Origin of the sequence: Ruminococcus sp. AF37-20 (assembly GCF_003460465.1) — a bacterium.
Lineage (GTDB): Bacteria > Bacillota > Clostridia > Oscillospirales > Ruminococcaceae > Hominimerdicola > Hominimerdicola aceti.
This window is the reverse complement of record NZ_QTVE01000002.1, coordinates 93,374-119,597: the sequence shown is the minus strand read 5'-3', so window position 1 is coordinate 119,597 and position 26,224 is coordinate 93,374. Positions and strand designations below refer to the sequence as shown.

24 protein-coding genes are annotated in these 26,224 nt (G+C 44.7%); 19 read left to right on the top strand and 5 right to left on the bottom strand.

The genetic code is table 11. From position 1 onward, the window contains the following. Nucleotides 1-27 precede the first annotated feature (27 nt). The 5 genes from grcA3 (at nucleotide 28) to DW015_RS01705 (ending at nucleotide 8,221) form a co-directional block, all read left to right on the top strand. Nucleotides 28-279, top strand: coding sequence for an autonomous glycyl radical cofactor GrcA3 (gene grcA3 / locus DW015_RS01725; RefSeq protein WP_022287416.1), 252 nt, complete (start codon nucleotides 28-30; stop codon nucleotides 277-279). Between the two features lie 256 nt (nucleotides 280-535). Further along, a complete protein-coding gene (gene pflA / locus DW015_RS01720; RefSeq protein WP_117903740.1) occupies nucleotides 536-1,279 on the top strand; it encodes a pyruvate formate-lyase-activating protein in 744 nt (247 codons plus the stop codon). A 146-nt stretch (nucleotides 1,280-1,425) separates the two neighbouring features. Continuing rightward, nucleotides 1,426-2,508, top strand: coding sequence for a carbamoyl phosphate synthase small subunit (locus DW015_RS01715; RefSeq protein ID WP_041337647.1), 1,083 nt, complete (start codon nucleotides 1,426-1,428; stop codon nucleotides 2,506-2,508). A 321-nt stretch (nucleotides 2,509-2,829) separates the two neighbouring features. After that, entirely contained in the window at nucleotides 2,830-6,885 is a 4,056-nt protein-coding gene (gene carB / locus DW015_RS01710) for a carbamoyl-phosphate synthase large subunit (RefSeq protein WP_117903738.1), read from the top strand. A 130-nt stretch (nucleotides 6,886-7,015) separates the two neighbouring features. Beyond that, complete coding sequence (locus DW015_RS01705) at nucleotides 7,016-8,221, top strand: LL-diaminopimelate aminotransferase (protein WP_041337153.1); 1,206 nt, start codon at nucleotides 7,016-7,018, stop codon at nucleotides 8,219-8,221. Nucleotides 8,222-8,506: 285 nt separating this feature from the next. Here DW015_RS01705 and DW015_RS01700 read toward each other — a convergent pair whose 3' ends face one another. From DW015_RS01700 to DW015_RS01690, 3 genes are all read right to left on the bottom strand, one after another. Next, nucleotides 8,507-9,325 (bottom strand): AraC family transcriptional regulator, encoded by an 819-nt coding sequence (locus tag DW015_RS01700; RefSeq protein ID WP_117903736.1) that lies wholly within the window; start codon nucleotides 9,323-9,325, stop codon nucleotides 8,507-8,509. Nucleotides 9,326-9,390: 65 nt separating this feature from the next. Next, nucleotides 9,391-9,747, bottom strand: a complete 357-nt coding sequence (gene spoVAE / locus DW015_RS01695; RefSeq protein ID WP_117903734.1) for a stage V sporulation protein AE — start codon at nucleotides 9,745-9,747, stop codon at nucleotides 9,391-9,393. Next, the gene (locus DW015_RS01690; RefSeq protein WP_117903731.1) at nucleotides 9,747-10,763 is read right to left on the bottom strand and encodes a stage V sporulation protein AD; all 1,017 of its coding nucleotides are present in this window, start codon (nucleotides 10,761-10,763) and stop codon (nucleotides 9,747-9,749) included. Before DW015_RS01690 ends, spoVAE begins: the two co-directional genes overlap by 1 nt. A 255-nt stretch (nucleotides 10,764-11,018) precedes the next feature. Here DW015_RS01690 and DW015_RS01685 point away from each other — a divergent pair, with 255 nt between their 5' ends. Together DW015_RS01685 and DW015_RS01680 are read left to right on the top strand one after the other, a co-directional pair. Next, nucleotides 11,019-12,272 (top strand): DUF975 family protein, encoded by a 1,254-nt coding sequence (locus tag DW015_RS01685; protein WP_117903729.1) that lies wholly within the window; start codon nucleotides 11,019-11,021, stop codon nucleotides 12,270-12,272. Beyond that, nucleotides 12,272-13,021: a putative ABC transporter permease gene (locus DW015_RS01680; RefSeq protein WP_117896689.1), complete on the top strand. Its 750-nt coding sequence runs from the start codon at nucleotides 12,272-12,274 to the stop codon at nucleotides 13,019-13,021. Before DW015_RS01685 ends, DW015_RS01680 begins: the two co-directional genes overlap by 1 nt. Before the next feature lie 157 nt (nucleotides 13,022-13,178). Here the strand turns inward: DW015_RS01680 and DW015_RS01675 are convergent, their stop codons facing one another. Next, a complete protein-coding gene (locus DW015_RS01675) occupies nucleotides 13,179-13,526 on the bottom strand; it encodes a type II toxin-antitoxin system PemK/MazF family toxin (RefSeq protein WP_022287405.1) in 348 nt (115 codons plus the stop codon). A gap of 249 nt (nucleotides 13,527-13,775) precedes the next feature. Between DW015_RS01675 and DW015_RS01670 the strand changes: the two genes are divergently transcribed. Beyond that, the gene (locus DW015_RS01670; RefSeq protein ID WP_117903727.1) at nucleotides 13,776-14,591 is read left to right on the top strand and encodes an Mrp/NBP35 family ATP-binding protein; all 816 of its coding nucleotides are present in this window, start codon (nucleotides 13,776-13,778) and stop codon (nucleotides 14,589-14,591) included. A 642-nt stretch (nucleotides 14,592-15,233) separates the two neighbouring features. Here the strand turns inward: DW015_RS01670 and DW015_RS01665 are convergent. Continuing rightward, nucleotides 15,234-16,952, bottom strand: a complete 1,719-nt coding sequence (locus DW015_RS01665) for a phospho-sugar mutase (protein WP_117903725.1) — start codon at nucleotides 16,950-16,952, stop codon at nucleotides 15,234-15,236. 220 nt (nucleotides 16,953-17,172) lie between these two features. Between DW015_RS01665 and DW015_RS01660 the strand changes: the two genes are divergently transcribed. From DW015_RS01660 to frr, 11 genes are all read left to right on the top strand, one after another. Further along, the gene (locus DW015_RS01660) at nucleotides 17,173-18,381 is read left to right on the top strand and encodes a D-alanyl-D-alanine carboxypeptidase family protein (protein ID WP_117903723.1); all 1,209 of its coding nucleotides are present in this window, start codon (nucleotides 17,173-17,175) and stop codon (nucleotides 18,379-18,381) included. A 153-nt stretch (nucleotides 18,382-18,534) separates the two neighbouring features. Further along, a complete protein-coding gene (locus tag DW015_RS01655; RefSeq protein ID WP_041337158.1) occupies nucleotides 18,535-19,866 on the top strand; it encodes a glucose-6-phosphate isomerase in 1,332 nt (443 codons plus the stop codon). A gap of 96 nt (nucleotides 19,867-19,962) precedes the next feature. After that, nucleotides 19,963-20,367, top strand: a complete 405-nt coding sequence (locus DW015_RS01650; RefSeq protein WP_022287400.1) for a hypothetical protein — start codon at nucleotides 19,963-19,965, stop codon at nucleotides 20,365-20,367. A gap of 116 nt (nucleotides 20,368-20,483) precedes the next feature. After that, the gene (locus DW015_RS01645; RefSeq protein ID WP_117903721.1) at nucleotides 20,484-20,927 is read left to right on the top strand and encodes a DUF177 domain-containing protein; all 444 of its coding nucleotides are present in this window, start codon (nucleotides 20,484-20,486) and stop codon (nucleotides 20,925-20,927) included. 52 nt (nucleotides 20,928-20,979) lie between these two features. After that, entirely contained in the window at nucleotides 20,980-21,162 is a 183-nt protein-coding gene (rpmF, locus tag DW015_RS01640; protein ID WP_022287398.1) for a 50S ribosomal protein L32, read from the top strand. Between the two features lie 221 nt (nucleotides 21,163-21,383). Continuing rightward, nucleotides 21,384-22,715, top strand: a complete 1,332-nt coding sequence (gene der, locus DW015_RS01635) for a ribosome biogenesis GTPase Der (protein WP_117903719.1) — start codon at nucleotides 21,384-21,386, stop codon at nucleotides 22,713-22,715. 18 nt (nucleotides 22,716-22,733) lie between these two features. Then, entirely contained in the window at nucleotides 22,734-23,393 is a 660-nt protein-coding gene (plsY, locus tag DW015_RS01630; protein WP_117903718.1) for a glycerol-3-phosphate 1-O-acyltransferase PlsY, read from the top strand. 14 nt (nucleotides 23,394-23,407) lie between these two features. Then, complete coding sequence (locus DW015_RS01625) at nucleotides 23,408-24,412, top strand: NAD(P)H-dependent glycerol-3-phosphate dehydrogenase (RefSeq protein ID WP_046439996.1); 1,005 nt, start codon at nucleotides 23,408-23,410, stop codon at nucleotides 24,410-24,412. A gap of 29 nt (nucleotides 24,413-24,441) precedes the next feature. Next, complete coding sequence (locus DW015_RS01620; protein ID WP_041337162.1) at nucleotides 24,442-24,837, top strand: secondary thiamine-phosphate synthase enzyme YjbQ; 396 nt, start codon at nucleotides 24,442-24,444, stop codon at nucleotides 24,835-24,837. A 94-nt stretch (nucleotides 24,838-24,931) separates the two neighbouring features. Beyond that, on the top strand, nucleotides 24,932-25,636 hold the full coding sequence (pyrH, locus tag DW015_RS01615; RefSeq protein WP_022287393.1) for a UMP kinase: 705 nt from the start codon (nucleotides 24,932-24,934) through the stop codon (nucleotides 25,634-25,636). A 30-nt stretch (nucleotides 25,637-25,666) separates the two neighbouring features. Next, nucleotides 25,667-26,221 carry a ribosome recycling factor gene (gene frr, locus DW015_RS01610; protein WP_117896684.1) on the top strand — a complete coding sequence of 185 codons (555 nt, stop codon included), beginning with the start codon at nucleotides 25,667-25,669 and terminating at the stop codon, nucleotides 26,219-26,221. Nucleotides 26,222-26,224: the final 3 nt, after the last annotated feature.

Here is a 26,224-nt window from a genome sequence, read left to right as displayed (position 1 = left end):
TAAATACTAAGAAAGGAATGTAATACTATGGCAAACTTTGAACCAACAGAGGCACAGGTAGACAACCTTATCGGACTTCTTGACGGATATGCTGAAAAAGGCGGTCATCACCTTAATGTAAATGTACTTAACAGAGAAACTCTTCTGGACGCTCAGGCTCACCCTGAGAAGTATCCACAGCTCACTATCAGAGTTTCAGGCTACGCTGTAAACTTCGTAAAGCTTACTAAGGAGCAGCAGGACGACGTTATTTCAAGAACGTTCCACAAGAGCCTTTAATTTGAGCTTTGCCGCATAGAATGAGTTTCTTTGCGGATAATATGCACACGGGCGGTCGGCGTCGTCTTACATGGAACATCTTGTTTTATGTGGATGAGAGCTGCCGCTCGTTTGTTGCTTTTTGCGGATAGGTATGCGGTGATATAAATTTGTGAGCGAGCAGAAACGGGACGTCGAGGGTGTCAACCAATACAGAATGGTTTGTGCAGGTTGAACGGTCGTGCGTTCATGCGAAATAAAAAAGGAGGGATATCCCATGGAGGGATTTATACATTCTACGGAAAGCTTTGGTACGGTGGACGGACCGGGGATAAGGTTTGTTATTTTCTTTCAGGGCTGTCCTATGCGGTGTCTTTACTGCCACAATCCTGATACTTGGAAGATAGGCACAGGTACAAAGAGGACAGTGGAAAGTCTGCTGGCGGAATATGACTCGGTAAAAGAGTTCATGAAAAACGGCGGAATTACCTGCACGGGCGGCGAGCCTTTGGTGCAGATAGACTTTGTGACGGAGCTTTTTGAAAAGGCTAAGGAAAAGGGGATACACACTTGTCTTGACAGCTCGGGCATCACTTTTACGCCTGACAGCACGGAAAAGTTTGAAAGGCTTTGCAAATGCACTGACCTTGTTATGCTGGATATCAAGCATATTGACCGTGAGGAACACAAGAAGCTTACGGGGCATTACAATGACAACATTCTTGCGTTTGCGAAGTTTTTGTCGGAGCATGGTGTGCCTATATGGATACGTCATGTTGTTGTGCCGGGTATCACGGACAAGGAAGAATATCTTTTCAGGCTGGGTGAGTTTATCTCACAGCTCAAGACTTTGAAGGCTCTTGACGTTCTGCCTTATCACACTATGGGCAAGGTAAAGTATGAGCAGCTAGGTATAGATTATCCTCTTGGTGACACGCCGCCTCTTGACAAGGAGGACGCTGTTATGGCGAGAGATGTTATCATGAGAGGGCTTAAAGCGGCGTTGAAAAAGAGAAAATAGTATTTTAGACGAGTGGACTTCGGTCTGCTCGTTTTTTATTTTACACTGAAAAATAAAAACTAAAAAAAGTGTTAAAAGCCTTTACAAAGGCAGGCGGTTGTGTTATAATAGTAATCGTAAAAATTTGCGTGAAAAAGGAGGAGCTTATAGTGCAGAAGGCGTATCTGATTTTGGAGAACGGTACTATTTTCGAGGGTAAAAGTTTCGGCGCAGCTGGCGAAGCTATTGGCGAAATTGTTTTTACTACGGCTATGACAGGCTATCTCGAAACACTTACTGACCCTAGTTACTACGGACAGATAGTTGTTCAGACATTTCCGTTAATTGGTAACTATGGCGTTATTCCTGAGGATTTTGAAAGTGAATGTCCTCATGTTAAAGCTTATATTGTTAGAGATTGGTGTCAAGAGCCTAGCAACTTCCGTTGTGAGGGTGATCTTGACACTTTTTTAAAGCAGCATAACATCGTAGGTCTTTACGGTATCGACACTCGTCAGCTCACAAAAATAGTTCGTGAGTCGGGTGTTATGAACGGAAAGATCGTTCCTGAGGGATCAAGTTTCGGACTGACAGATCTTAAGAACTACACGATAGTTGAGGCTGTAAAGAACACTACCTGCTCGGAGGAGAAAACATTCGAGCCTGAGGGAGAGGTCAAGAGAAAGGTAGTGCTTTACGATTTTGGTGCAAAGCACAACATTGGAAGAGAGCTTGTTAAGAGAGGCTGCGAAGTAACTGTTGTTCCTGCATACACAAAGGCAGAGAGGATAAAGGAGCTTGCACCTGACGGCATAATGCTTTCAAACGGACCTGGAGATCCTGCGGAGAATGTGGAGATAATCGAGGAGCTTAAAAAGCTTTCCGAGATGAAGATACCTACTTTTGGAATTTGTTTGGGCCATCAGCTTTTGGCGCTTGCACATGGTGCGATGACACACAAGCTGAAGTATGGTCACAGAGGTGCAAACCAGCCTGCTGAGAACACTGAAACAGGCAGAGTTTACATAACATCACAGAACCATGGATATGCAGTAGAGAACGATTCGCTCCCTGAGGGTGAAGCAAAGGTGCTTTATGTAAATGCCAATGACGGCACTTGTGAGGGTATCAGATATCTCAACGAGCCTGCATTTTCTGTACAGTTCCACCCAGAGGCTTGTGGTGGTCCGCATGATACTGACTTCTTGTTTGATGAGTTTATTGAGCTAATTGACACTAACAAGAAATAAGCTCTGATTTTTTGAAGTATAGAAATTATTGATCTCAGTTTCTGCAACAGTAGGGGCGAACAGTGTTCGCCCGTGGCTGACGGAATGTGTTTGATATGACTATTGTAGTGTTCATTATTCGAGCGGCTTTTATATGGGGCGGTCGTGATAGTGAACGGGCGAACGCTGTTCGCCCCTACATTATGTTTTACTGAGGTCGTTAAGCTTTAACACAGAGGGCTGCTGGGTGCGGTTTTCGAGAGTGTGAGAAGGGATAACTCCTCACTCATCACTCCTCACTTTCAGCGTTTCCCTAAACTTTTCAGAAAGGATTGAATTTAAGTGCCTTTAAATAAAGATATAAAGCGAGTTCTCGTTATCGGCTCAGGTCCTATCGTTATAGGTCAGGCTGCTGAGTTTGACTATGCAGGTACACAGGCTTGCCGTGCGCTCAAGCAGGAGGGTCTGGAGGTTATTCTTATAAACTCTAACCCTGCTACTATCATGACGGACAATGCTATGGCTGACAAGATATACATTGAGCCGCTTACTCTTGAAACTGTTAAGAGAGTTATCAAAAAAGAACGCCCTGACAGCCTGCTTTCTACCCTTGGCGGTCAGACGGGTCTTACGCTTTCTATGCAGCTTGCTAAGGAGGGATTCCTTGACAAGTATAATGTTAAGCTTCTTGGTGCTAACCCTGAAACTATCGACAAGGCTGAGGACAGACAGATGTTCAAGGACACTATGGAGTCTATCGGTCAGCCATGTATCCCTTCAAAGGTCGTTAATACTGTTGAGGACGCTGTAGACTTCGCTAATCAGCCCGGTATCGGTTATCCTCTTATCATCAGACCAGCCTTTACACTTGGCGGTACAGGCGGAGGAATCGTTAATGATGAAGAAGAACTGAAAGAGATCACAAGAAATGGTCTTTATCTTTCACCTATCACTCAGGTGCTTGTTGAGAAATGTATCGCAGGCTGGAAAGAGATAGAGTTCGAGGTAATTAGAGACGCTAAGGGCAACGTTATCACGGTTTGCTCTATGGAGAACTTTGACCCTGTTGGTGTTCACACAGGCGACTCTATCGTTATCGCTCCTGCTGTTACGCTGGCTGATAAGGAATATCAGATGCTCCGTTCTGCGGCTTTGAAGATAATCGATACTCTTAAAGTAGAGGGTGGCTGTAACTGTCAGTTCGCTCTTAACCCTGATAGCTTCGAGTATGCTGTTATCGAGGTAAACCCTAGAGTTTCACGTTCTTCTGCACTTGCATCTAAGGCGACCGGTTATCCTATCGCTAAGGTTGCAGCTCAGATAGCTATCGGATATACTCTTGACGAGATAAAGAATGCTGTAACAGGCAAGACTTATGCTTGCTTTGAGCCTGCCCTTGACTATGTTGTTGTTAAGCTCCCTAAGTGGCCTTTCGACAAGTTCGTTTATGCTAAGCGTGAGCTTGGTACACAGATGAAGGCTACAGGTGAAGTCATGGCAATCGGCTCAACTTTTGAGCAGGCTATAATGAAGGCTGTAAGGGGTGCTGAGATAGGTCATGACTGCCTTATCTCACCTAAGATGCTTGATCTTGATGACAAGACTATCCGTGACAGACTTTCTGACTGCACAGACGAAAGACTTTTCGTTGTATACGAGGCTCTCAGACGTGGAGTTTCTGTTGATGAGATACACAGCATCACTAAGATAGACGAATGGTTCCTCTACAAGCTTTGCAAGCTTATCGACATGGAAAAGACGCTCAAGAATGACTTCAATGAGGACACTTATCTTGAAGCTAAGAAGATAGGCTATACTGATAAGGTCATCGAGAAGATAACAGGCAAGAAGATAGAAAAGCCTGTTCATGCTGTATTTAAAATGGTTGATACCTGTGCGGCTGAGTTTGCGGCTATGACACCTTACTTCTACTCAACATATGACAACGAGGACGAGGCAAGCGAGTTCATTGCAAACAGGGGTCATGACAGAAAGACTGTTATAGTATTCGGTTCAGGTCCTATCAGAATAGGTCAGGGTATCGAGTTCGACTATGCGTCAGTTCACTGCGTATGGGCTTTGAAAGAAAAGGGCTATGACGTTGTTATCGTAAACAACAACCCTGAGACAGTTTCAACTGACTTTGACACTGCTGACAGACTTTATTTCGAGCCTCTTACTGACGAGGACGTTATGAACATCATCAGAGTTGAAAAGCCTGTTGGAGTTGTTGTGGCATTCGGCGGACAGACTGCTATCAAGCTAACAAAGCACATGGCTGAGCATGGTGTAAACATTCTGGGTACTCCTCCTGACGCTATCGACGCTGCTGAGGACAGAGAGAGATTTGACGAGCTGCTTGAACAGCTTAAGATAAAAAGACCGCAGGGCTTCACTGTTATGACTTGCGATGAGGCTCTTGAGGTCGCAAATAAGATACACTATCCTGTTCTTATGAGACCTTCTTACGTTCTCGGCGGACAGAACATGATAATCGCATTCAACGATGACGATATCAAGGAATACATGGCTATCATTCTCGACCAGGGAATAGAGAACCCTGTACTTATAGACAAGTATCTTATGGGTACTGAGCTTGAAATAGACGCTATCTGTGACGGTGAGGATATTCTTATCCCTGGTATCATGGAGCATATCGAGAGAACAGGTATCCACTCAGGCGACTCTATTGCGGTTTATCCTGCATGGAACGTTTCTGACAGCCTGATAAACAGAATTATCGAGTGCTCAAAGAAGCTTGCTATCGCACTTAACACAAAGGGTCTTGTAAACATTCAGTATATCGCTTACCATGACGAGATATATGTTATCGAGGTAAACCCACGTTCTTCAAGAACTATCCCTTATATCTCTAAGGTAACGGGCGTTCCTATGGTAGACCTTGCAACTAAGTGTATGCTTGGCGAGAAGCTCAAGGACATGGGCTACGGCACCGGTCTTTACAGAAATTCACCATATGTTGCGGTCAAAGTTCCTGTATTCTCATTCGAGAAGCTTATCGGCGTTGACAACCACCTTGGACCTGAGATGAAGTCAACAGGAGAGGTACTTGCAGTTTCTAATTCTCTTGAAGAGTCACTGTATAAGGGCCTTACAGCTGCGGGCTACAAGCTTGGCAAGAAGGGCGGAGTATTCATCACTGTCAGAGATTCTGACAAGGGCGAGATACCACAGACAGCTAAGATGTTTGCTGACCTTGGATTTAAGATATACGCTACAAACGGCACTGCTAAGGTGCTTCACGAGCATGGCATCGACGCTGAGGTAGTGGCAAAGATACACGAGAACGAGGACAATAACACTCTCACGCTTATCGAGAGCGGAAAGATAGCTTATGTTATCTCAACTTCTTCAAAGGGCAGAATACCTACAAGAGATTCTGTTAAGATAAGAAGAAAGACAGTTGAGTGGAATATTCCTTGTCTGACTTCTATCGACACTGCAAACGCTATTGCGGCATCTATCAGAAGTAAATACACTGAGTCAACTACTGAGATAGTTGATATCAACAACATGAGAACGGAAAAGCAGACATTTGAGTTCACAAAGATGCAGGGCTGCGGCAATGACTACATCTACTTCAACTGCTTTGACCAGAGAATAGACAATCCTGAGGGTCTGGCACTCAACCTGTCTGACAGACACTTCGGTATCGGCGGCGACGGCGTTATCCTTATCTGCCGTTCAAAGGTCGCAGACGCTAAGATGAGAATGTTCAATCTTGACGGTTCTGAGGGCAAGATGTGCGGAAACGGTATCAGATGCGTTGCTAAGTTCATGAGAGATAACGGCATTGTTGACAAGGACGAAATGACTATCGAAACACTTTCGGGTATCATGACAGTTTCACTTATCCGTCACTACGGTGAGGTAAGCGGTGCTACTGTAAACATGGGCAAGGCTATTCTTGCTCCTCACCTTGTTCCTGTTGAACTTGAGCCTGACGAGAACGGCAGGGTAGTTGACAGAAAGGTGAACATTGCAGGAAATGACTACAACATCACCTGCGTTTCAATGGGCAACCCTCACGCTGTTGTATTCATGAACAATGTTGACAGCCTTGACATTGACAAGGTAGGTCCTGAGTTCGAGCATGACAAGATATTCCCTGAGAGAGTGAACGCTGAGTTCATCAAGGTGATCGACGACCACACACTCAAGATGAGAGTATGGGAGAGAGGCTCCGGCGAGACTTGGGCTTGCGGCACCGGTGCTTGTGCAGCAGCAGTTGCGGCTGTTCTTAACGGATTCTGCAAAAAGGACGAGGAAATATCTGTTATACTTAAGGGAGGCACTCTTAAGATAAGATACACAGACGAGGCTGTATATCTTACAGGCGACGCTGTAACAGTATTCTCAGGTCACATCGTAATGTAAATTTCGCAGCGGACACTGCGTTAAAAAAGCGGCAGCCGCAGAGCGTTTTGAATGTGCTTTGCGGCTGTGTGCGTTTTATAAGTTTGACCCGTGAAACTTCGGGTCGCAAAAATGAAAAGGAGTTGGAATTATGCCAAGTATCAACGAAAATTTTCTTAAGCTGGAAAAGAATTATCTTTTTATAAACATTGCCAAGAAGGTAAAGGCCTTCACTGAGGCACACCCTGAGGCTGACATCATCAGAATGGGTATCGGCGACGTTACTCAGCCTATCGCAAAGTGCGTTGTTGAGGCAATGAAAAAGGGCGCTGACGAAATGGGCGTCAAGGAAACATTCAAGGGCTATGAGGACAGCGGTGCAGGATATGACTTTCTGAAAGAGGCTGTTGCAGGCTACTACAAGAGTTTCGGTGTTGACATTCCTGCTGACGACATCAGGATAAACGACGGTGCAAAGTCTGACTGCGGAAACATTGTTGACATTTTCGGTGACGACAATGTAGTGCTTATCACAGACCCTGCATATCCTGTTTATGTTGACACGAATCTTATGAACGGCAGAAAGGTAATTTATGCTGATTCAAACGAGGAGAACAACTTTGCGGCTATGCCTGACGAGAACGTAAAGTGCGACATTATTTATCTTTGCTCACCTAACAATCCAACGGGTTCTGTTTACACTAAGGAGCAGCTTAAAGTTTGGATAGACTATGCAAAGAAGAACAACGCTATCATCATTTACGATTCTGCATACGAGGCATTCATTACAGAAAAGGACGTACCAAGAAGTATTTTTGCTGTTGAGGGTGCAAAGGAATGTGCTATCGAGATGTGCTCACTTTCAAAGACAGCAGGCTTCACAGGAATGAGATGCGGATATACAGTTATCCCACACGAGCTTGTTGTTAAGGCGTCTGACGGTAGTGAAGTATCTATCGCTCAGCTTTGGGGCAGACGTGAAGGCTCAAAGTTCAATGGTGTATCATATCCTGTTCAGTGTGCTGCTGCGGCTGTATTCACTGAGGAGGGTCAGAAACAGACAAGAGCAAACATTGAATACTATCAGAACAACGCAAAGGTAATGGCTTCCACACTTGACGAGCTTGGTATCAAGTACACAGGCGGCAAGAACTCGCCATACATTTGGCTCAAGTGCCCTAACAACATGGGTTCATGGGAGTTTTTTGATTATCTTCTTGAGAATGCAAATGTTGTTGGCACACCTGGCGCAGGTTTTGGCAAGAACGGTGAGGGCTGGTTCAGACTTACTGCTTTTGGTGATAAGGACAGAACTGTTGAGGCTATGGAGAGAATAAAGAAGCTGCTTTCTAAGTAATGAGGAGTTAGGAGTGAGGAATTATTCTTGCTTTTACTCTGATATTCTCGGATAGGTTTTATATGATTTTAAAAGGGCGGTTTTGACCGCTCTTTTTTTGTTCGCAAATTCTACCGCCGCAAGATCGCCTCGCTTTTTGCGGGGGGTTGTTAAATGAGATAGTAAAAGCGGTGCAGAGTTTTTTACTCCGACACCGCTTTGTTATTTGCTTTAGTTTGTGTTTCTTCTACTTGGTAGTGGCTCTTTGCTAGGTTTGGCTATGCCATTCCTCACTCCTCACTTAGCCTACACCTTTATTCTCCGATACTCTCCCGGAGTCATATTTTCATACCGTTTGAATACCACAGAGAAATAAGATCCGTCCTGAAAGCCCGTTTCATCTGATATCTCGCCTATGGTCTTGTTGGAATACACAAGCAGATCCTTTGCGTGCTGTACTCTTACTTGCGCAAGATACTCCATAGGTCTGAGCTGAAAATTTTTCTTAAAAAGTCTGCATAAGTGCTGCTCGGATACTCCTGCGATCTTTGCAAGCTCGTTAAGCTTTATTTGCTCCGGATAATGCTCTTCAATATACTGCAATACGTCTGCCAAGGCAACAGATTGTGCGGTATAAAATGACGAGAGCCTGTTATCAGCTATTTTACGATATTCTATAAGAAAGTCGTAAAGTTGTGCTGAAGCGTAATGATTTCCATAAAGCTTATCACTTTTCAGAGTATAATAGATGCGTGTTATGATACGGCGTAATCTGTCCATATCTACCCCTTGAATGGCGGTGAACTTATTAAGCTTCCACTGCTCCAAGAGGGGAATGACCTGTGAGCCGGAAAAGACTATCCAATCCAGATACCACGCATCGCTTAGCGCATGATACTCATGTGGACAGAATGGGGGGATATAGAAAACAGTATCGGGCGGTATTTTTGTGGTTTCTCCGTTTATTATGACCTCGCCCTCCCCTGAACGTGACAAAAATATTTGTGGGTACTCGTAACCATCTGCACGTTTTATTGGAAACTGCCAGCTTTCAAGTCCCAGACCTACCACATAAAATGGCAGGTTTTTTTCGTCGCCTATGACGGGATATATCTGTTTGTACATTATTTTGCACCCCCAATTTACATATCTTTATAATACCACTGGGGTTGGGGTTTGTCAAGATAAAACTATTCTTTTGCTGAGCTTTTAAAGAAAAGCGAAAAGATAAAGGCGAATGTCATGGCTGCAGTTATGCCTGCGGCGGAGGCGGTAAGTCCCCCTGTGAAAATGCCTAGGAAGCCTATTTTATCTATTTGTTCACGGACACCGTTATAGAGAAGATAGCCGAAGCCCGTGAGAGGGACAGTTGCGCCACAGCCTGCGAGGTCTATAAGTGGCTTATAAAGTCCCAGCGCACCCAGAAGCACGCCGCCTGTGACGTATGCCACCAGTATTCGTGCGGGGGTCAGTTTTGTGAAGTCCATAAGCACCTGTCCTATGGCACAAAAAAGACCTCCTATAAGAAAAGCCATTAGATAGTCCATTAGTTTGCTCCTTTCGTATCTTTTCTCCCTGACAGCCATACGAGATGTGATATAGATGGAATAGATTCCCCTTGCTGATTTACTGTTGGTGACATTAGCGCACCTGTGGCAGCAAAGAGGATATTTTTTATTTCACCTGCACGGAGTTTCGGGAGAAAATAGCCGCACAGAACGCTTCCTGCACACCCGCAGCCGCTTCCACCTGCGTGGATATCCTGCTCGTCAAAGTCGTAGAGCATCATGCCGCAATCTTTATGATTGTCACGGATATTTATATTTTCACGCTCGAAAAGCTCACAGAGAATACGGCTTCCGACTTTGCCAAGGTCGCCTGTGACGATGTAATCAAAGTCGGAGGGGGTCATGCCTGTGTCGGTGAAAAAGGTGCTTATAGTGGAAAAGGCTGCAGGAGCCATGGCTGCACCCATGTTGTTGGCGTCGCTTACGCCCAAGTCAACTATTTTTCCGATAGTACAGCCCCTGATGTAGGGAGGCTTGTCCGAGGGGGCAACCACCAATGAGCCTGAGGCTGTGGCTGTCCACTGAGATGTGGGAGTACGCTGTCCACCGTAGTTGAGGGGAAAACGGTACTGTCTTTCAGCGGTGCAGAAGTGGGAAGATGTGACCGCCATTGCTTTTTTTGCCAGGTCGTTGTCAACGAAAAGAGAGGCGAGGAGAAGTCCCTCCGCCATGGTGGAGCAGGCTCCGTAAATGCCGAGGAAGGGCATTTCAAAGGCTCTTACGCCATAGGTAGTGCCGACACACTGATTTAGCAGATCACCGCCGAAAAGCACGTCTATATCCTCGGGGGAGAGGGCGGCTTTATTCAAAGCGTGAAGCACTGCCTGCTTTTGAAGCTGACTTTCGCCCTTTTCAAAGCTATCTGTGGATAAATAGGGATCGTCATTTATTTTGTCAAAATAGTCGCCCAAAGGTCCTTCGTTTTCTTTCTTGCCGCCTATGGCTGCGAAAGAGATGACAGAGGGTGAGGTTTTCATAAGCTTAGTGGCTTTCATTATATCACTCCTATTAATGAATATCGTCATTTGATGTTATTTTCTACATTGCAGATGAAAATATGCAAAAAAAGTTTGGCGTTTTAAACGTAAACTTAAAGTTATCTTAAAATAAGCTTGTTTTGATCTCAAAAACGTTGACATATTCACAAAAAAAAGATATAATTAAATAGTCGATTTATTGTTGATTATGTAGTGTTTTGTTAAGTGGTATGTGTGAAGGGAGGATATGTCCCGTCGGGGGCATAGTTTTAGATGAAGAAAAATGAAGATAAGCCGGTGGTCATAAAGCTTGACCGAAAAAAAATAAAGCAGTCGGCTAAAGGCAGGGTGAAGCGAAATTATATCGCCTGCATAGCAGTGTGCTTCATAATGGTATTTATTGCAGGAGAATATGGCTCGACAACGCAGAATGTGTCAAGCTATGATAATTCTCACGTTGCTGATCTTAAATATGACGCCGAAGATAAGGATGAGATCATTGAGGACATGGTTAAAAATGAGCTTACAGCAGAGCAGGTCAGTGACAAGTGGCAGATAGACAATCCTGACGCTGTAAAAAAGTGGCTGGATGCTTATAAAAAATACGGAGTTGACGGGTTAAATTCAAAGGAAGTCACGTTCTTTGGTTCATCAAACGACACTTCTAACTTGGAAGCACTGGCAGACGCTTTTTCTTTTAGCCGAAATGCAAAGGAAAAGGCACAGACCTATCTTAATGACAGGCTCAATAATTTTACAGCCTCTGCTTCGGTTTATTTTGACAGTGCAACAAGCTCTAATTCCTATCAGTTTTCGTTGCTTACTGCCATAATGAATGTTTTAGGAAAAAAATCCACATGGGATACTATAGTTTCATTCGTGTATTTTATTTTCCAGTTGATGTTCACCATATTCATAGTGAATGTGCTTTGGGTATGTGAGAGAAGATTTTTCCTTGAAAATCACACATACAAGAAAACGAAGATAGGCAGACTAGGCTTTCTTTTCCGCGAGAGAACGCTTCACCCCGCAAGGACTATGTTTGTAACCAGCATATATCAGACCTTATGGGCGTTTACTATCGTGGGATATCCTATAAAACATTATGCCTATTCAATGGTGCCGTTCATATGTGCGGAAAACCCTAATATCAAGACGAGAAAGGCAATAAAGCTTTCTATCGCCATGACTAGGGGATACAAGTGGCAGCTTTTCAAGGTGGATCTTTCTATGATAGGCTGGACACTGCTTTCGAGCATATCGTTCGGTGCGGTGGGAGTATTCTGGTCTAACCCATATACAACGGCGATAGACGCAGAGGTGTATTTACAGCTAAGGCGTGAGGCTATCAAGAACAAGATAGAGGGCTATGAGGAGCTTAATGATAAGCTGCTTGACCTTGACCTTCTGGAAGAGCTTATGGCTGAGGAAGCTGCACAAAAGGGCGAAAATCCTGACATTGTTAGAAGCATACCGATATGCACGATAAAAGTGCCTGAAAATAATGAGAATGGGGGCGGTGAATAATGGAGAGAACGCTGACGCTTGACGATCTGCGGGAATTTGAGCAATACCCCGGTCTTGCGGTAGACAGAAAGGCGCATTTCAGCCGATTTGCCAACAAGACTATAGTTCACCGTGACTATCACAGAAACTATACACTCATGACGTATATACTGCTGTTTTTCATATTCGCATTTATAGGCTGGATATGGGAAGTGGGCATACACATCGTTGAGGACGGAGTTTTCGTCAATCGAGGAACCATGTTTGGTCCATGGCTTCCTATATATGGATTTGGCGGTGTGTGCGGTATCATACTGCTGAAGCGGTTCATAGACCACCATGTGGCGACTTTTTTCCTTGTTGTGGGGTTATGCTCAGTGGTCGAATACGCAACGAGCTGGTATCTTGAAACGTTCAAGCACATGAAATATTGGGATTATACGGGATATTTCTGCAACATCAATGGCAGGATATGTCTTGAGGGAGCGTTGATATTTGGCTTTGCAGGCTGTGCAGGAATATACATCATGGCACCGTTTTTTGATGATCTTTTGAAGAAGATACCATTCAAGGCAAGGTTTGCGGCGTGCGTGATACTTGTTGTATTATTCTGTTGTGACGCTGTTTACTCAAAGGCTAATCCTAATCAGGGCAAGGGCATAACTGATTATGCGGCTTACAATCTGCCTTTTCACAGGGTTGTGATTAGTGAGGAGCTAGGAGTGAGGAGTGAGGAATTATTATTGCTACACTCTGATATTCTCGGATAGGTTTGATGTGACTATTATAAGGGCGGTTTTTGACCGCCCCTACGGATTTTTTTGGGATAGAAAAGCGGTGCAGAGTTTTCACTCCGACACCGCTTTGTTTTGTTCTTTATTTGGTGTTTGTGATTTGTTCGGTTAGGCGTTGTCATTCCTCATTAAACTAGAGCTTTAATCCAAAGCTTATTGATAATGCCGAATTTACTGCGGACATGGAGCTTACGTCAAGTGTTCCCATTTTCTCCTTTAGCCTTTTCTTGTCCAATGTACGGATCTGTTCCAACAATACCACGGAATCTTTCGCTAGTCCGCAGGTGCCGCCGCCAACTTCTATATGTGTCGGCAGTTTCGCTTTATCAAGGCGGCTCGTTATTGCCGCTGCTATCACTGTGGGTGAATGCTTATTGCCTATGTCATTTTGTACTATCAGCACCGGTCGCATACCGCCTTGCTCTGAGCCTACCACTGGGCTGAGATCTGCATAATATATATCGCCCCTGTGTACAGTCACTTGTAAACACTCCTATTCTATGGGCTTTCGCCTTGATTTGCAGGCTTTTGCTCCTGCTTGTTCCTATTATTGCCTTATTATCGGGGTATTATACCAAAGTATCTATTTTGTTACAAGGTGCAGGGCTGTTTTATTTTATGCGGCAGCAGTGCTTTGGGTGAAAAGTCAGTATTGGTTGACTTTTCGCGGTCAAAGTGATATACTTAACATAGTAAATAAAGGCGTAAATGCCTTGAAAGGAATGATTCTATGAGCGAAGGCTGCACACATGATTGCGAAAACTGTGCTTCAAAATGCTCTGATAAAAAGAGCTTGAAAGAGGAGCTTAATGCTGCGAGCTCTGTGAAAAAGGTATATGCAGTAATGAGTGGAAAGGGTGGCGTAGGCAAGTCTTTGGTGACAAGTATGCTTGCAGTAACGGCACAAAGACGTGGTTTTAAGACCGCTGTGCTAGACGCTGACATAACAGGTCCGTCTATACCGACAGCGTTTAATATCCACGAGAGAGCTAATACCAATATGTATGGCATTATCCCTGCGGTGAGCAAGACCGGTATCGAGATAATGAGCCTTAATCTGCTTCTTGAAAATGAAACTGACCCTGTTGTATGGCGTGGCCCTGTTATCGCAGGCGCAGTGAAGCAGTTTTGGACAGATGTGGCATGGAACGACGTTGACGTGATGTTTATAGATATGCCACCAGGAACAGGCGACGTGCCGCTGACAGTTTTTCAATCCATTAAGGTTGACGGCATAGTTATCGTCACTTCGCCGCAGGAGCTTGTTTCCATGATAGTCGAGAAAGCGGTGCATATGGCGGATGTGATGAAAGTACCGGTGCTTGGAATAGTGGAGAATATGTCATATTTTGAGTGTCCTGATTGTGGAAAGAAGCATAATATCTATGGTGAAAGCCATGTGGACGAAGCGGCAGTGAAGTTTGGTATCGACGCTGTGGCGAAAATGCCTATAGACCCGAAGTTTGCGAAAGCCTGTGACAGCGGTAAAATAGAGGAAGTCGAGGGTGGCTGGCTGGATTCCATTGCGGATAAACTTCTCGGTTAAAGTGAGGAGTGAGGAGTGAGGAATGGCATAGCCAATCGAACAAATCACAAGCATAAAGTAAAAGTCAACACCGAGCGTAGCGAGAGATAAAACGCAGGCACAAGCCCGGCGTTAGAGGGCTTGCAGGGTCAAGGGACAGAGTCCCTTGCGGAGCTTGAGGCAGAGCCTCAATAGGCGTAAGCCTATCAAGCGGTGCAGAAAAAGTAAAGAAGAAATATAAAGTAGTGATTAAAACAAAGCGGTGTCGGAGCACAAAACTCTGCACCGCTTTTTCTATCCCATAGCACAACGTAAAATCCGCAAAGAGCGTAGCGATTTTGCGGCACAGCGAATTTGCCTGAAACTCTGTAGGGGCTGGCGCCCTCGACAGCCCGCTCAAAGCGGTAAGGTTTGATTATTCATGAATTTGTGTAGACGTGCTGTGTGCGGAAATGTTGTGCCATACAGTGTTTTGAAAAAATATGCCGAACGTTGTGCGGATAACGTAGAATTGGACAGGCAAACGAGAAATGGGACGTCGAGGGCGCCGTACCCTACACATGGTTTGTGTTGTAAAATAAATTGTATGTAAGCAGAAAGTAAGTTGGGCAAACAAAAAAAGCAGACGGATAAACCGCCTGCTTTCGCTATATACAGTAATTATTAGAAACCAAGAATGCCCTTGAAATCTTCAATAAGCTTTTCTTCCTGTGCTTCTGCATCAGCTCTTGTGTCGCCGATAGTTGTGTAGTATGCCTTGATCTTTGGCTCTGTGCCGGAAGGTCTGATTATTACACTTGCACCCTGCTCAAGCTTGAATGCGATAACATCTGACTTTGGAAGCGTGAGAACTGTCTTTGCGCCTGTTTCAAGGTTTGTTTCCTCAGATGCAAGATAATCTGCTATGTCTACTACCTTGAGTCCGCCAATAGCCTTAGGTGGATTAGCTCTTAAATCAGTCATGATCTCCTTCATTCTCTCCATTCCGCTTGCACCCTCGCACTGGAATGACTTCTGGCTGTGGAGATAGTTGCCGTACTTCTTGTACATATCTTCTCTTGCCTGAAGCAGTGAGATGCCCTTTGTTCTGTAGAATGCTGCCATTTCACAAATGAGCATTGAGCCTACTACTGCGTCCTTATCTCTTACATATGAGCCTGCAAGATAACCATAGCTCTCTTCAAATCCGAAGATATATCTGTCGTCCTGTCCCTCTTTCTCAAGGAATCCGATCTGCTCGCCGATAAACTTGAAGCCTGTGAGAACTTCTCTAAGCTCTACATTGTACTCTGCTGCTATCTTCTTGCATATGTCTGTTGTTACGATAGTCTTAACAGCTACAGGGTTCTTTGGCATTGTGCCAAGGGCTGTTCTTTCCTGACAAATATATTTGAGAAGCATTGCGCCTACTTCATTTCCGCTGAACAAAACATAGTTTCCGTCAGGGTCAGGTACTGCGATACCAACTCTGTCACAGTCTGGGTCTGTTGCAAGAAGAAGGTCAGGCTTTACTGTCTTGCAAAGCTCAAGTCCCTTTGCAAGTGCCTCTTTGATCTCAGGGTTAGGGAATGGGCAGGTAGGGAAGTTTCCGTCAGGATTTTCCTGCTCAGGTACTACTGTTACTTCCTTTATGCCTATCTTCTTAAGGATAGCTCTTACAGGCTTGTTTCCTGTGCCGTTAAGAGGAGTGTATACTACCTTCAGACCGCTGTCTGCTACGAGGTCAGTATGTACGCCCTGCTGTGCTACCTTGTCAAGATACTTGTCGATAACTTCCTGCTTGATGTATTCGATCTTGCCTGACTTGATACCGTCCTCAAAGTCGATCACCTTTGCACCGCCGAACATCTCAACTGCGTTGATCTTGCCGATAACTGTGTTTGCAACATCAAGTGTGATCTGACAGCCGTCCTCGCCGTAAACCTTGTAACCATTGTACTTTGCAGGATTGTGTGATGCAGTTATAACGATACCTGCCTGACATTTAAGCTCTCTTACAGCCCATGAAAGCATTGGAGTCGGCATAAGCTCTGAATAGATGTATACCTTTATGCCGTTTGCAGCCAGAACCGCAGCAGCTTCCTTTGCGAACTTGTCAGACTTGATACGGCTGTCATATGCGATAGCTACGCTGCCGTTTTCAAATGCGCCGTTTACATAGTCTGCAAGACCCTGTGTTGCACGTCTGATAGTGTAAACATTAAGTCTGTATGCGCCTGCGCCGATAACTCCTCTGAGTCCGCCTGTGCCAAATTCAAGATCTCTGTAAAATCTGTCCTGGATTGCAGCCTCGTCGCCCTCGATAGATTTGAGCTCTGTCTGGAGATCAGGATCGTCAACAGCCTTTTCACACCAAAGCTTGTAAAGTTCCATTTCTGTCATTGTTAAATCACCTCATATAAATATTTCGCTTATAAAATACACATTTCTATAGAATACATTATAGCACACTCCCATATTTATTTCAAGAGTTGTAACAGTTATTTAACAAATTCCTGCAACTGTTTACAAATGAGTTTTCGGAAACTTTTCGGGGCATAATGCTAATTTCGGGACAGGGTGAATATAAATATAAAAATAGTATATGTAAGAGGTGGAAAATGTGAAAATATTAAGGAAAATATGCTCGGCAGTGTTATGTGCGGCTGTGGCAGTGTTTATGGTGTGTTCGCTGGCGGAGGGGAAAGAAAAAGCAGGTGCGTTGTCAGCGGAGGACTTTGTGTCTGCGGACACTGTGGCGGTGAGTGATATTATAGAGGGGCTTACGGCTAGGTCTGCAGTGGTGACGGAGATGACCACAGGCAGGGTGCTTTTTGAGAAAGAGCCGCAGGAGCAGTGTGAGTGCGGTCACTATGCGAAGCTCATGGTGCTTTTGCTCACAGCAGAAAAGATAGACAGCGGTGAACTTTCCATGAGCGACACGTCAGTAGTGTCGGAATATGCCAACTCTCAGCAGGGAAGCCAGATATGGCTTGACAAGGGAGAGAAGATATCTGTGGAGGAGCTTATAAAGTCGGTGTCGGCAGGCAATGCAAACGACGGTTGTGCGGCGCTTGCGGAAAAGGTGGCAGGCTCGGCAGACAAGGCGGTGGAGCTTATGAACAGCCGTGCGAAAATGCTTGGCATGAATGACACTGTTTACACTGATTGTACTGGCATGGGAGAGGGCAATGTTACAACAGCAAAGGACACAGCTTTGCTTTGTTCGGAACTTGCAAAATACAAAAATCTCACTCCTTACCTTACCTGCTGGCTTGACACTGTGAGAGACGGCAAGGCGGAGCTTGTAAATCTTAATAGGCTTGTGCGTACTTACAAGGGCGTAACAGGCATGAAAGCGTGGGGAAGTGAAAAGGCTGGGAGCTGTATTGCGGCAACGGCTGAAAAAGGGGATATGTCAGTATGCGTAGTGCTTAACGGCTGTGATTCGCAGGAGAATATGAATGCTGAGGCGAAGAAACTTCTGAACTTGGCGTTCGATACATATGAGATATATACTCCCGAACTTCCTGATGATATGGTAAAGGAAACTGTGGTGTGCGGAGGAGAGGAGCTTTCTGTGGAGCTTGCTCCCAAGGGGCTTTATCCTATAGTTATACCGAGGGGAACATATCGTATGGTGGAGTGCGGTTTCAAGGTGGAGGAAAAGCTTGACGCACCTGTGAAAAATGGCGAAACTGCGGGAGAAATAAGATACACCATGGGCGGCGAGGTGATATTAGAGGGAAAGATAGTCGCCTGCAAAGAGGTGAAGGAGATGAATTTTATCTGCGGCATAAAAAAGCTTGTGTACAATCTGCTAAGTATGTAATAAGAGATTTGTTTAAAATGCACAAAAGATGATTTCGCTTTATAAAACTCTTGAAATGTTCACAAAAATATAGTATAATTTATCTAGTATTAACGGAGAAACGTGTTTTATGGTAGTACGTCTCCGTCAGGTAAGGAAAGGAAATGAAGGATAATGTCATTAAAGCTTAACACAAAGTATCTTGAGGGTTTTGTAAGTGAACATGAATACGAGGGTATGGCTGCACAGGTAACTGCCGCTCATAATACTCTGGTGAACAGAAACGGTCTGGGAAATGATTTTCTCGGCTGGGTAACACTCCCTGAGGATTATGATAAGGAAGAATTTGCAAGGATCAAGGCTGCTGCCGCAAGGATCAAGGAAAAGTGCGATGTTCTCATCGTTATCGGTATCGGCGGATCTTATCTTGGTGCAAGAGCTGCTATCGAGCTGCTCAAGTCGCCATTCTACAACAATCTTAAGAAGGATACTCCTGACATTTATTTTGTCGGAAACAATATCAGCTCGGCTTACCTTAATGAGGTGCTTTCAATTTGCGAGGGCAGAGATATTTGCGTAAACGTAATTTCAAAGTCGGGCACAACAACTGAGCCTGCACTTGCTTTCAGAATTTTCAAGAAGCTTCTTGAAGATAAGTATGGCAAGGAAGAGGCTAAGACAAGAATTTTCGCTACAACAGACAAGGCTAAGGGTACTCTTAAGCAGCTTTCTGACGAAGAGGGCTATGAGACATTCGTTGTTCCTGATGACGTTGGCGGAAGATTTTCAGTTCTCACAGCAGTTGGTCTTCTCCCTATCGCAGCAGCAGGCTGTGATATCGACAAGCTCATGGCTGGCGCAAGAGAGGGCATGAAGAAGTATTCTGCTGATGATAACAACGATTGCTATAAGTATGCAGCTCTCAGAAACATTCTCTATAGAAAAGGCAAGAGCGTTGAGATGCTCGTTTCATATGACCCTTCATTCACAATGATGGGCGAGTGGTTCAAGCAGCTGTTCGGCGAGAGCGAGGGCAAGGACGATAAGGGTATATTCCCATCTGCCGCTACATTCTCAACAGACCTGCACTCACTTGGTCAGTTCATTCAGGACGGCTCAAAGCTTATGTTTGAGACAGTTATGCACATCAAGACACCAAAGAGCGACCTGTTCTTGGAGCCTGACAAGGATAATCTTGACGGACTTAACTTCCTCACAAATCAGAATATGTCAGTTGTAAATGAAAAGGCATATCAGGGTACTATCCTTGCTCACACTGAGGGAGGCGTTCCTAATATCGTTATAGATGTTGATAAGCTCGATGAGGAAAACCTTGGCGAGATGATCTACTTCTTTGAGAAGGCTTGTGCTATCTCAGGTTATATGCTTGGCGTAAACCCATTCAATCAGCCGGGCGTTGAGAGCTACAAGAAGAATATGTTCGCTCTTCTCGGCAAGCCGGGTTATGAGTCACAGAAGGCTGAACTCGAGGCTAAGCTGGGTTAATATCCTAAAGGCAGAACAAAAGGAAATTTTGAGCGTTTCCCCTTCGGGGGTCTGCTCTTAAAATAAATGCTTTAATAAGCGGAACGGAGAGTTTATATGATTAATTTGATTCCAGGTAAAAAGGGCACAGGCAAGACTAAGATACTTGTTGATTCTATCAAGAAGGCTGCTGAAAATGCTACAGGCAACGTTGTTTGCATCGAAAGAGGTATGCAGCTTACCTATGACCTTCCTCATAATGTAAGATTGGCTGACGCTGAAGAATACGGTATCAACAGCTTTGACAGCTTCTATGGCTTTGTTGCAGGTCTGATGGCTGGCAACTATGACATTCAGGAAGTTTTCGTTGACGGTATCCTGAAGATCGGCGGCAGAGATTATGACGCTCTTGGCAATATGCTTGAAAAGGTAGCAGTTCTCACAAAGGACGTAAACGTTACTTTCACAGTATCTGCTGACGTTGACGAGCTGCCTGCAAAGGTAAAGGCTTTCATCAAGTAAGGCTTTGCGCTTCGTTTATTGGTATTTTGATAGCAAAAACGAAAAAATTGAAAAAAAGTATTGACAAATCACGTTTCTCAGGTTATAATGGAATTTGTGATGTTTGAGGTGCAAGTATGAATGTACAGTTGAAGGAACTTTTCGATATAATCGGAGAGCGAAAAACGATCGATTATTCCATAACAGCAGACAAGCTGTCGGAGTATGGCGGATATTCTTTTGCATCGCCCGTTGCGGTAACAGGTGAGATAGAGAACAGGGCAGGGGTGGTAACGCTCAGGTTCAAGACTGTTTTTACTATGGATCACACCTGTGACAGATGTCTAAAGGAGTTCAGCAGGGAGTATATTTATGACTTTGAACACACTCTGGTGAGAAGTGTTCAAAGCGACAGGGACGATTATGTGGTCTGCGAGAACAATACTCTTGATCTGGACGAATTAGCTATTTCAGATTTGTTGTTACAGCTGCCTACAAAAATTCTTTGCAGGGATGACTGCAAGGGTTTGTGTTACGTTTGCGGACAGGATTTGAATGAGGGCAAATGTAACTGCTCTTGACGGGAAATAGCTGAACAGACTATAATGATTTTACTGACGAGGAGGTGCCAGAATGGCAGTACCAAAGAGAAAAGTATCCAAGGCTAGACGTGACAAGAGACGTTCAGCAGTTTGGAAGCTTGACGCACCTGCACTTTGTAAATGTTCTAACTGCGGTGAGCTTACTTCACCACACAAGGTTTGCAAGAATTGCGGTTATTATAAGGGCGTAGAGGTTATCAAGAAGGAAGCATAATTTTTGATAAGCACATAGAGCAGAATGGCTTAGGCCGTTCTGCTCTTTTTTGTTGTAGCAGTGAAAAAGGCGGGCAAACGCTGTTTGCTTCTACATATTTGTATTAAAAATCTATGGAATGTGGGTGCTGTATTTCTCGTATGGTTGACAAAACGTGAGAAATTGTGTTATACTATACGATGTATCAATGTGCAAATTTATATGAAATGAGGTCGATATATATGTCATTGCCGATCGTTGCGATAGTGGGCAGACCTAATGTTGGTAAGTCTACTCTTTTTAATAAGCTTATCGGTCAAAGACTTTCTATAGTTGAAGATACTCCTGGCGTCACAAGAGATAGGATATATGCAAAGTGCGAATGGCTCGGACACGAGTTCATGCTGGTGGACACGGGCGGAATCGAGCCTGAGTCTGATGATATTATCCTAGCTCAGATGCGCAGACAGGCGGAGCTTGCTATACTGAAAGCCGATGTCACCATTCTTGTGACAGACCTTAAATGCGGAGTTACTGCCACTGATTATGAGGTGGCACAGATGCTTTTGAAATCGGGCAAGCCTATCGTGCTTTGCGTGAACAAGGTGGATAATGTGGGCGAACCGCCTATGGAGCTGTATGAGTTCTATAATCTCGGTTTGGGCGAACCGTTCCCTGTTTCTTCTGTTCATGGTCACGGAACGGGCGATCTCCTTGACGAGGTGCTGAAATATCTTCCGGAGGAAAATGAAGAGGACGATGACGATGATTCGATAAAGGTCGCTGTTATCGGCAAGCCTAACGTTGGAAAGTCCTCTATAATAAACAAGATATGCGGTGAGGAACGTGTTATCGTTTCAAATATTGCAGGCACTACCCGTGACGCTACTGATTCGGTTGTGGAAAATGAAAAGGGCAAGTTCGTTTTCATAGATACGGCTGGTATCAGACGTAAGTCAAAGGTGCTGGAGACTATTGAGAAATTCTCTGTGTTGAGGGCTTATATGGCTGTTGACAGAGCCGATGTTGCGGTTATCGTTATTGACGCAACTGTGGGCTTTACTGAGCAGGATTCAAAGGTGGCAGGCTATGCTCACGAAAAGGGCAAGGCTTGCGTTGTTGCGGTGAACAAGTGGGACGCTATCGAGAAAGAAACTAACACCATGAACGACTTCCAGAAAAAGCTTCAGGACGATTTCAGCTTCATGAGCTATGTGCCTTTTGTATTCATCTCTGCAAAAACAGGTCTGAGAATGGACAAGCTTTTTGATACTATCAAGTTCGTTGCAGAGCAGAACTCTATCAGAATACCGACAGGCAGACTTAACGATGTTCTTGCATATGCTACCCAGAGGGTACAGCCACCGTCTGACAAGGGCAGAAGGCTGAAGATATACTACATGACGCAGGTTTCTACCAAACCGCCTACATTCGTGTTTTTTGTAAACAGAGCCGATCTGTATCATTTTTCCTATCAGCGTTATATTGAAAATCAGATAAGAGAGACCTTCGGACTTGAAGGCACGCCTATCGTTTTCAAGATAAGAGAGCGTGACAAGGACGACGTTAAATAAAATTCTGGAGGTTATTTTGTGGACATATTTTTAAGTCTGGCATTCACTATAATTTTTTCCTATCTTTTCGGAAGTCTTAATTCTGCCATAATTGTGTGCAGAGTTTTAAAGCATAAGGATATCCGTGATTACGGAAGCAACAACGCAGGTTTGACCAATGTTCTGAGAGTATTCGGAAAAGGGCCTGCGGCGGCAACGCTGTTGTGTGACCTTGCAAAGGGCGTGCTTGCGGTAGTTATCTGCCGCCTTGTGGTGACAAACGGTTTCGGCGTGACATTTTTTCATGACGATAAATTTATCGGGTATCTTGCGGGCTTTTTTGTAATGCTTGGACATATTTTCCCGGTATTCTATGGTTTTCACGGTGGAAAGGGCGTTCTTATTGCGGCAACGACTCTTATCGCTATCGACCCGCTGACCTGTGCTTTCTCGGTGGCTGTTTTCGCTATCGTGCTTGCGGCAACAAAATATGTGTCTGTAGGTTCTATATGCGCTGCTGTCGCATATCCTGTTTTTACGCCTATCGTTCAGCTTTTTATAATCAAGGGCGACGGCGTTCTTGCAAATACTCTTATGGCAACGGCTATCGGTCTGCTTATCATTTATATGCACAGACCTAATATCAAACGCCTTATGAACGGCACCGAAAACAAATTCGGAAGCAAGAAAAAGGCGTAAGGGAGGTTTTTATTATGGCAGATATTACTATACTCGGTTCAGGCGGATTTGGTCTTGCACTGGCAATAATGTGCGACAATGCAGGGCATAAAGTAACAGTATGGTCAAAGTTTCAGGACGAGATAGATGCTATCAAGAGAACAGGCGAGCTTAAAGCAAAGCTCCCCGGCGTTCAGGTGAACAAGACTATCGAGCTTACAACGGATATAAGCTGTGTTAAGGATAAAGACATGGTGATACTTGGCATACCTTCGCCTTTTCTCAGAGAGGTCTGCGAAAGCGTTGTGCCTTATCTTGAAAGCAGAACGATAGTTGTGAACACGGCAAAGGGTCTTGAGGGCGGAAGCCTTAAAACTATGTGCTGTGTGGCGAGAGAGTGTTTTCCGAACAATCATGTTGCGGTGCTTACTGGTCCGTCACACGCAGAGGAAGTGGCAAGAAAAGTTCCCACTACTGTTGTTACTGCTTCTGACGACAGGGAGGTTTCATATTATATACAGAACACTCTTTCTAACGATACGTTCAGAGTGTATGTTAATGATGACGTTATGGGCTGCGAGATAGGCGGTTCGCTGAAAAACGTCATCGCTTTGGCGGCAGGCGTTTGCGACGGCCTTGGACTTGGTGACAACACAAAGGCTGCACTTATGACAAGGGGTATCAGAGAGATATCACGTCTTGGAGTTGCAATGGGCGCAAAGCTTGAAACCTTTGGCGGACTTAGCGGCATAGGAGACCTTATCGTTACCTGCTGTTCAATGCACAGCAGAAACCGCCGTGCTGGTATCCTCATAGGCAAGGGAGTTACCCCTGAGGAAGCTGTAAGACAGGTCGGCACTGTTGAGGGCTATGTATGCACCAAAAACGCATGGGAGCTTTCAAAGAGAATGGGCATTGAAATGCCTATCACAGAACAGCTTGCAAAGGTGCTTTTTGAGGGTGAGCCTGCGGCTAACGCTATCAAAAATCTTATGGGCAGACCAAACAGAAATGAAACTGAGTCAACTTTTCTGAGCTAGGAAAGCGACCGTTGAAAGGACGGATACATATGCTTAAAAGATACACTATCAAGACAGAACGCAGAGGACTTTACAATATCACAAGCTATGTAAGGCAGGCTGTCACAGAATCAGGAGTGCAAAGCGGCATTGCGGTGGTATTCTGTCCCCACACCACGGCGGCGATAACCATAAATGAAAATGCCGACCCCGACGTAAAAACTGATCTTCTTTACGCTTTGGAGGAAACATTTCCGAACAGACCTCAGTTCCGTCACGCTGAAGGAAACTCTGACGCTCATATGAAGTCAAGCTGTGTTGGTGCTTCGGAAACTGTTATCATCGACGATAACGAACTTCTTCTCGGCACCTGGCAGGGTATCTATTTCGCTGAGTTTGACGGACCGAGAACAAGAAACTTTTTTGTGAAGATAATAAAGGGCTGATTTTGGCGTTTTTCCTCTTTACAATCTGCTGAAAATATTGTATAATTAATATGGATAATTCCAACGAAATATGTGTTAAGGAGTGCTTTGAAATATGGAACCTAAATATAAGAGAATATTGCTCAAATTAAGCGGTGAGGCTCTCGCAGGCGATAAGAAGATAGGTCTTGATTATGACGTTATCACCTCATTCGGTAAGAGCATAAAAAAATGTGTTGACGCCGGCGTTGAGGTAGGTATCGTTGTAGGCGGCGGCAATTTCTGGAGAGGCAGATCGAGCGGTGCAATGGACAGAACAAGAGCCGACCATATCGGTATGCTGGCAACTGCTATGAACGCACTTGCTGTTGCGGACGGCCTTGAGAACTGCGGTCTTGAAGTGAGAGTACAGACGGCTATATCCATGCCGCAGGTGGCTGAGCCTTACATCAGAAACAAGGCTATGCGTCATTTTGAAAAGGGCAGAGTGGTTATCTTCGGCTGCGGCACCGGTAACCCATTCTTCTCAACTGATACGGCTGCTGCACTGAGAGCGGCTGAGATCGAGGCTGATATATTCTTTAAGGCTACCATGGTAGACGGTGTTTATGACAAGGATCCTCACAAGTATCCAGACGCTGTCAAGTATGACACACTTACATTTGCTGATATTCTTGCAAAGGGTCTGCAGGTAATGGACTCGACCGCTGCGGCAATGTGTAAGGACAACAATATCCCGATACTCGTTTTCGATCTTGCAAGACCAGACAATATCTATGATGCTTGCATGGGCGAAAATATAGGCACTCTCGTAAAATAATAAAGATAATCAAGAAAGGATCGTTTGAATATGAAACAGATCAAGGAAAATGCTAAGACAAAAATGGAGAAATCCATAAACGTTATGCTTTCGGACTTTGCAGGCATCAGAGCAGGCAGAGCTAATCCGTCCGTACTCAACAAAGTCCAGGTAGAATATTACGGTGCAATGACACCTGTTACACAGATGGCGGCAGTTTCCGTTGCTGAGGCAAGAGTGCTTGTTATACAGCCATGGGATAAGTCAACTCTCAAGCCTATCGAAAAGGCTATTCAGGCTTCTGATATCGGCATCAATCCACAGAATGACGGCACTGTTATAAGACTTACTTTCCCACAGCTCACTGAGGACAGACGTAAGGAGCTTGTTAAGGACATCAAGAAAATGGGCGAGGAGTGCAAGGTCGCTATCCGTTCTATCAGACGTGACGCTATGGAAAAGTTCAAGGCAATGAAGAAGAACAACGAGATCACAGAGGACGATCTTAAGGACTGCGAGGACGAGATCCAGAAGCTTACTGACAAGTTCGTTAAGGAAGTTGACGGTCACGTTGCCGAAAAGGAAAAAGAGATACTCTCTATCTAAGCC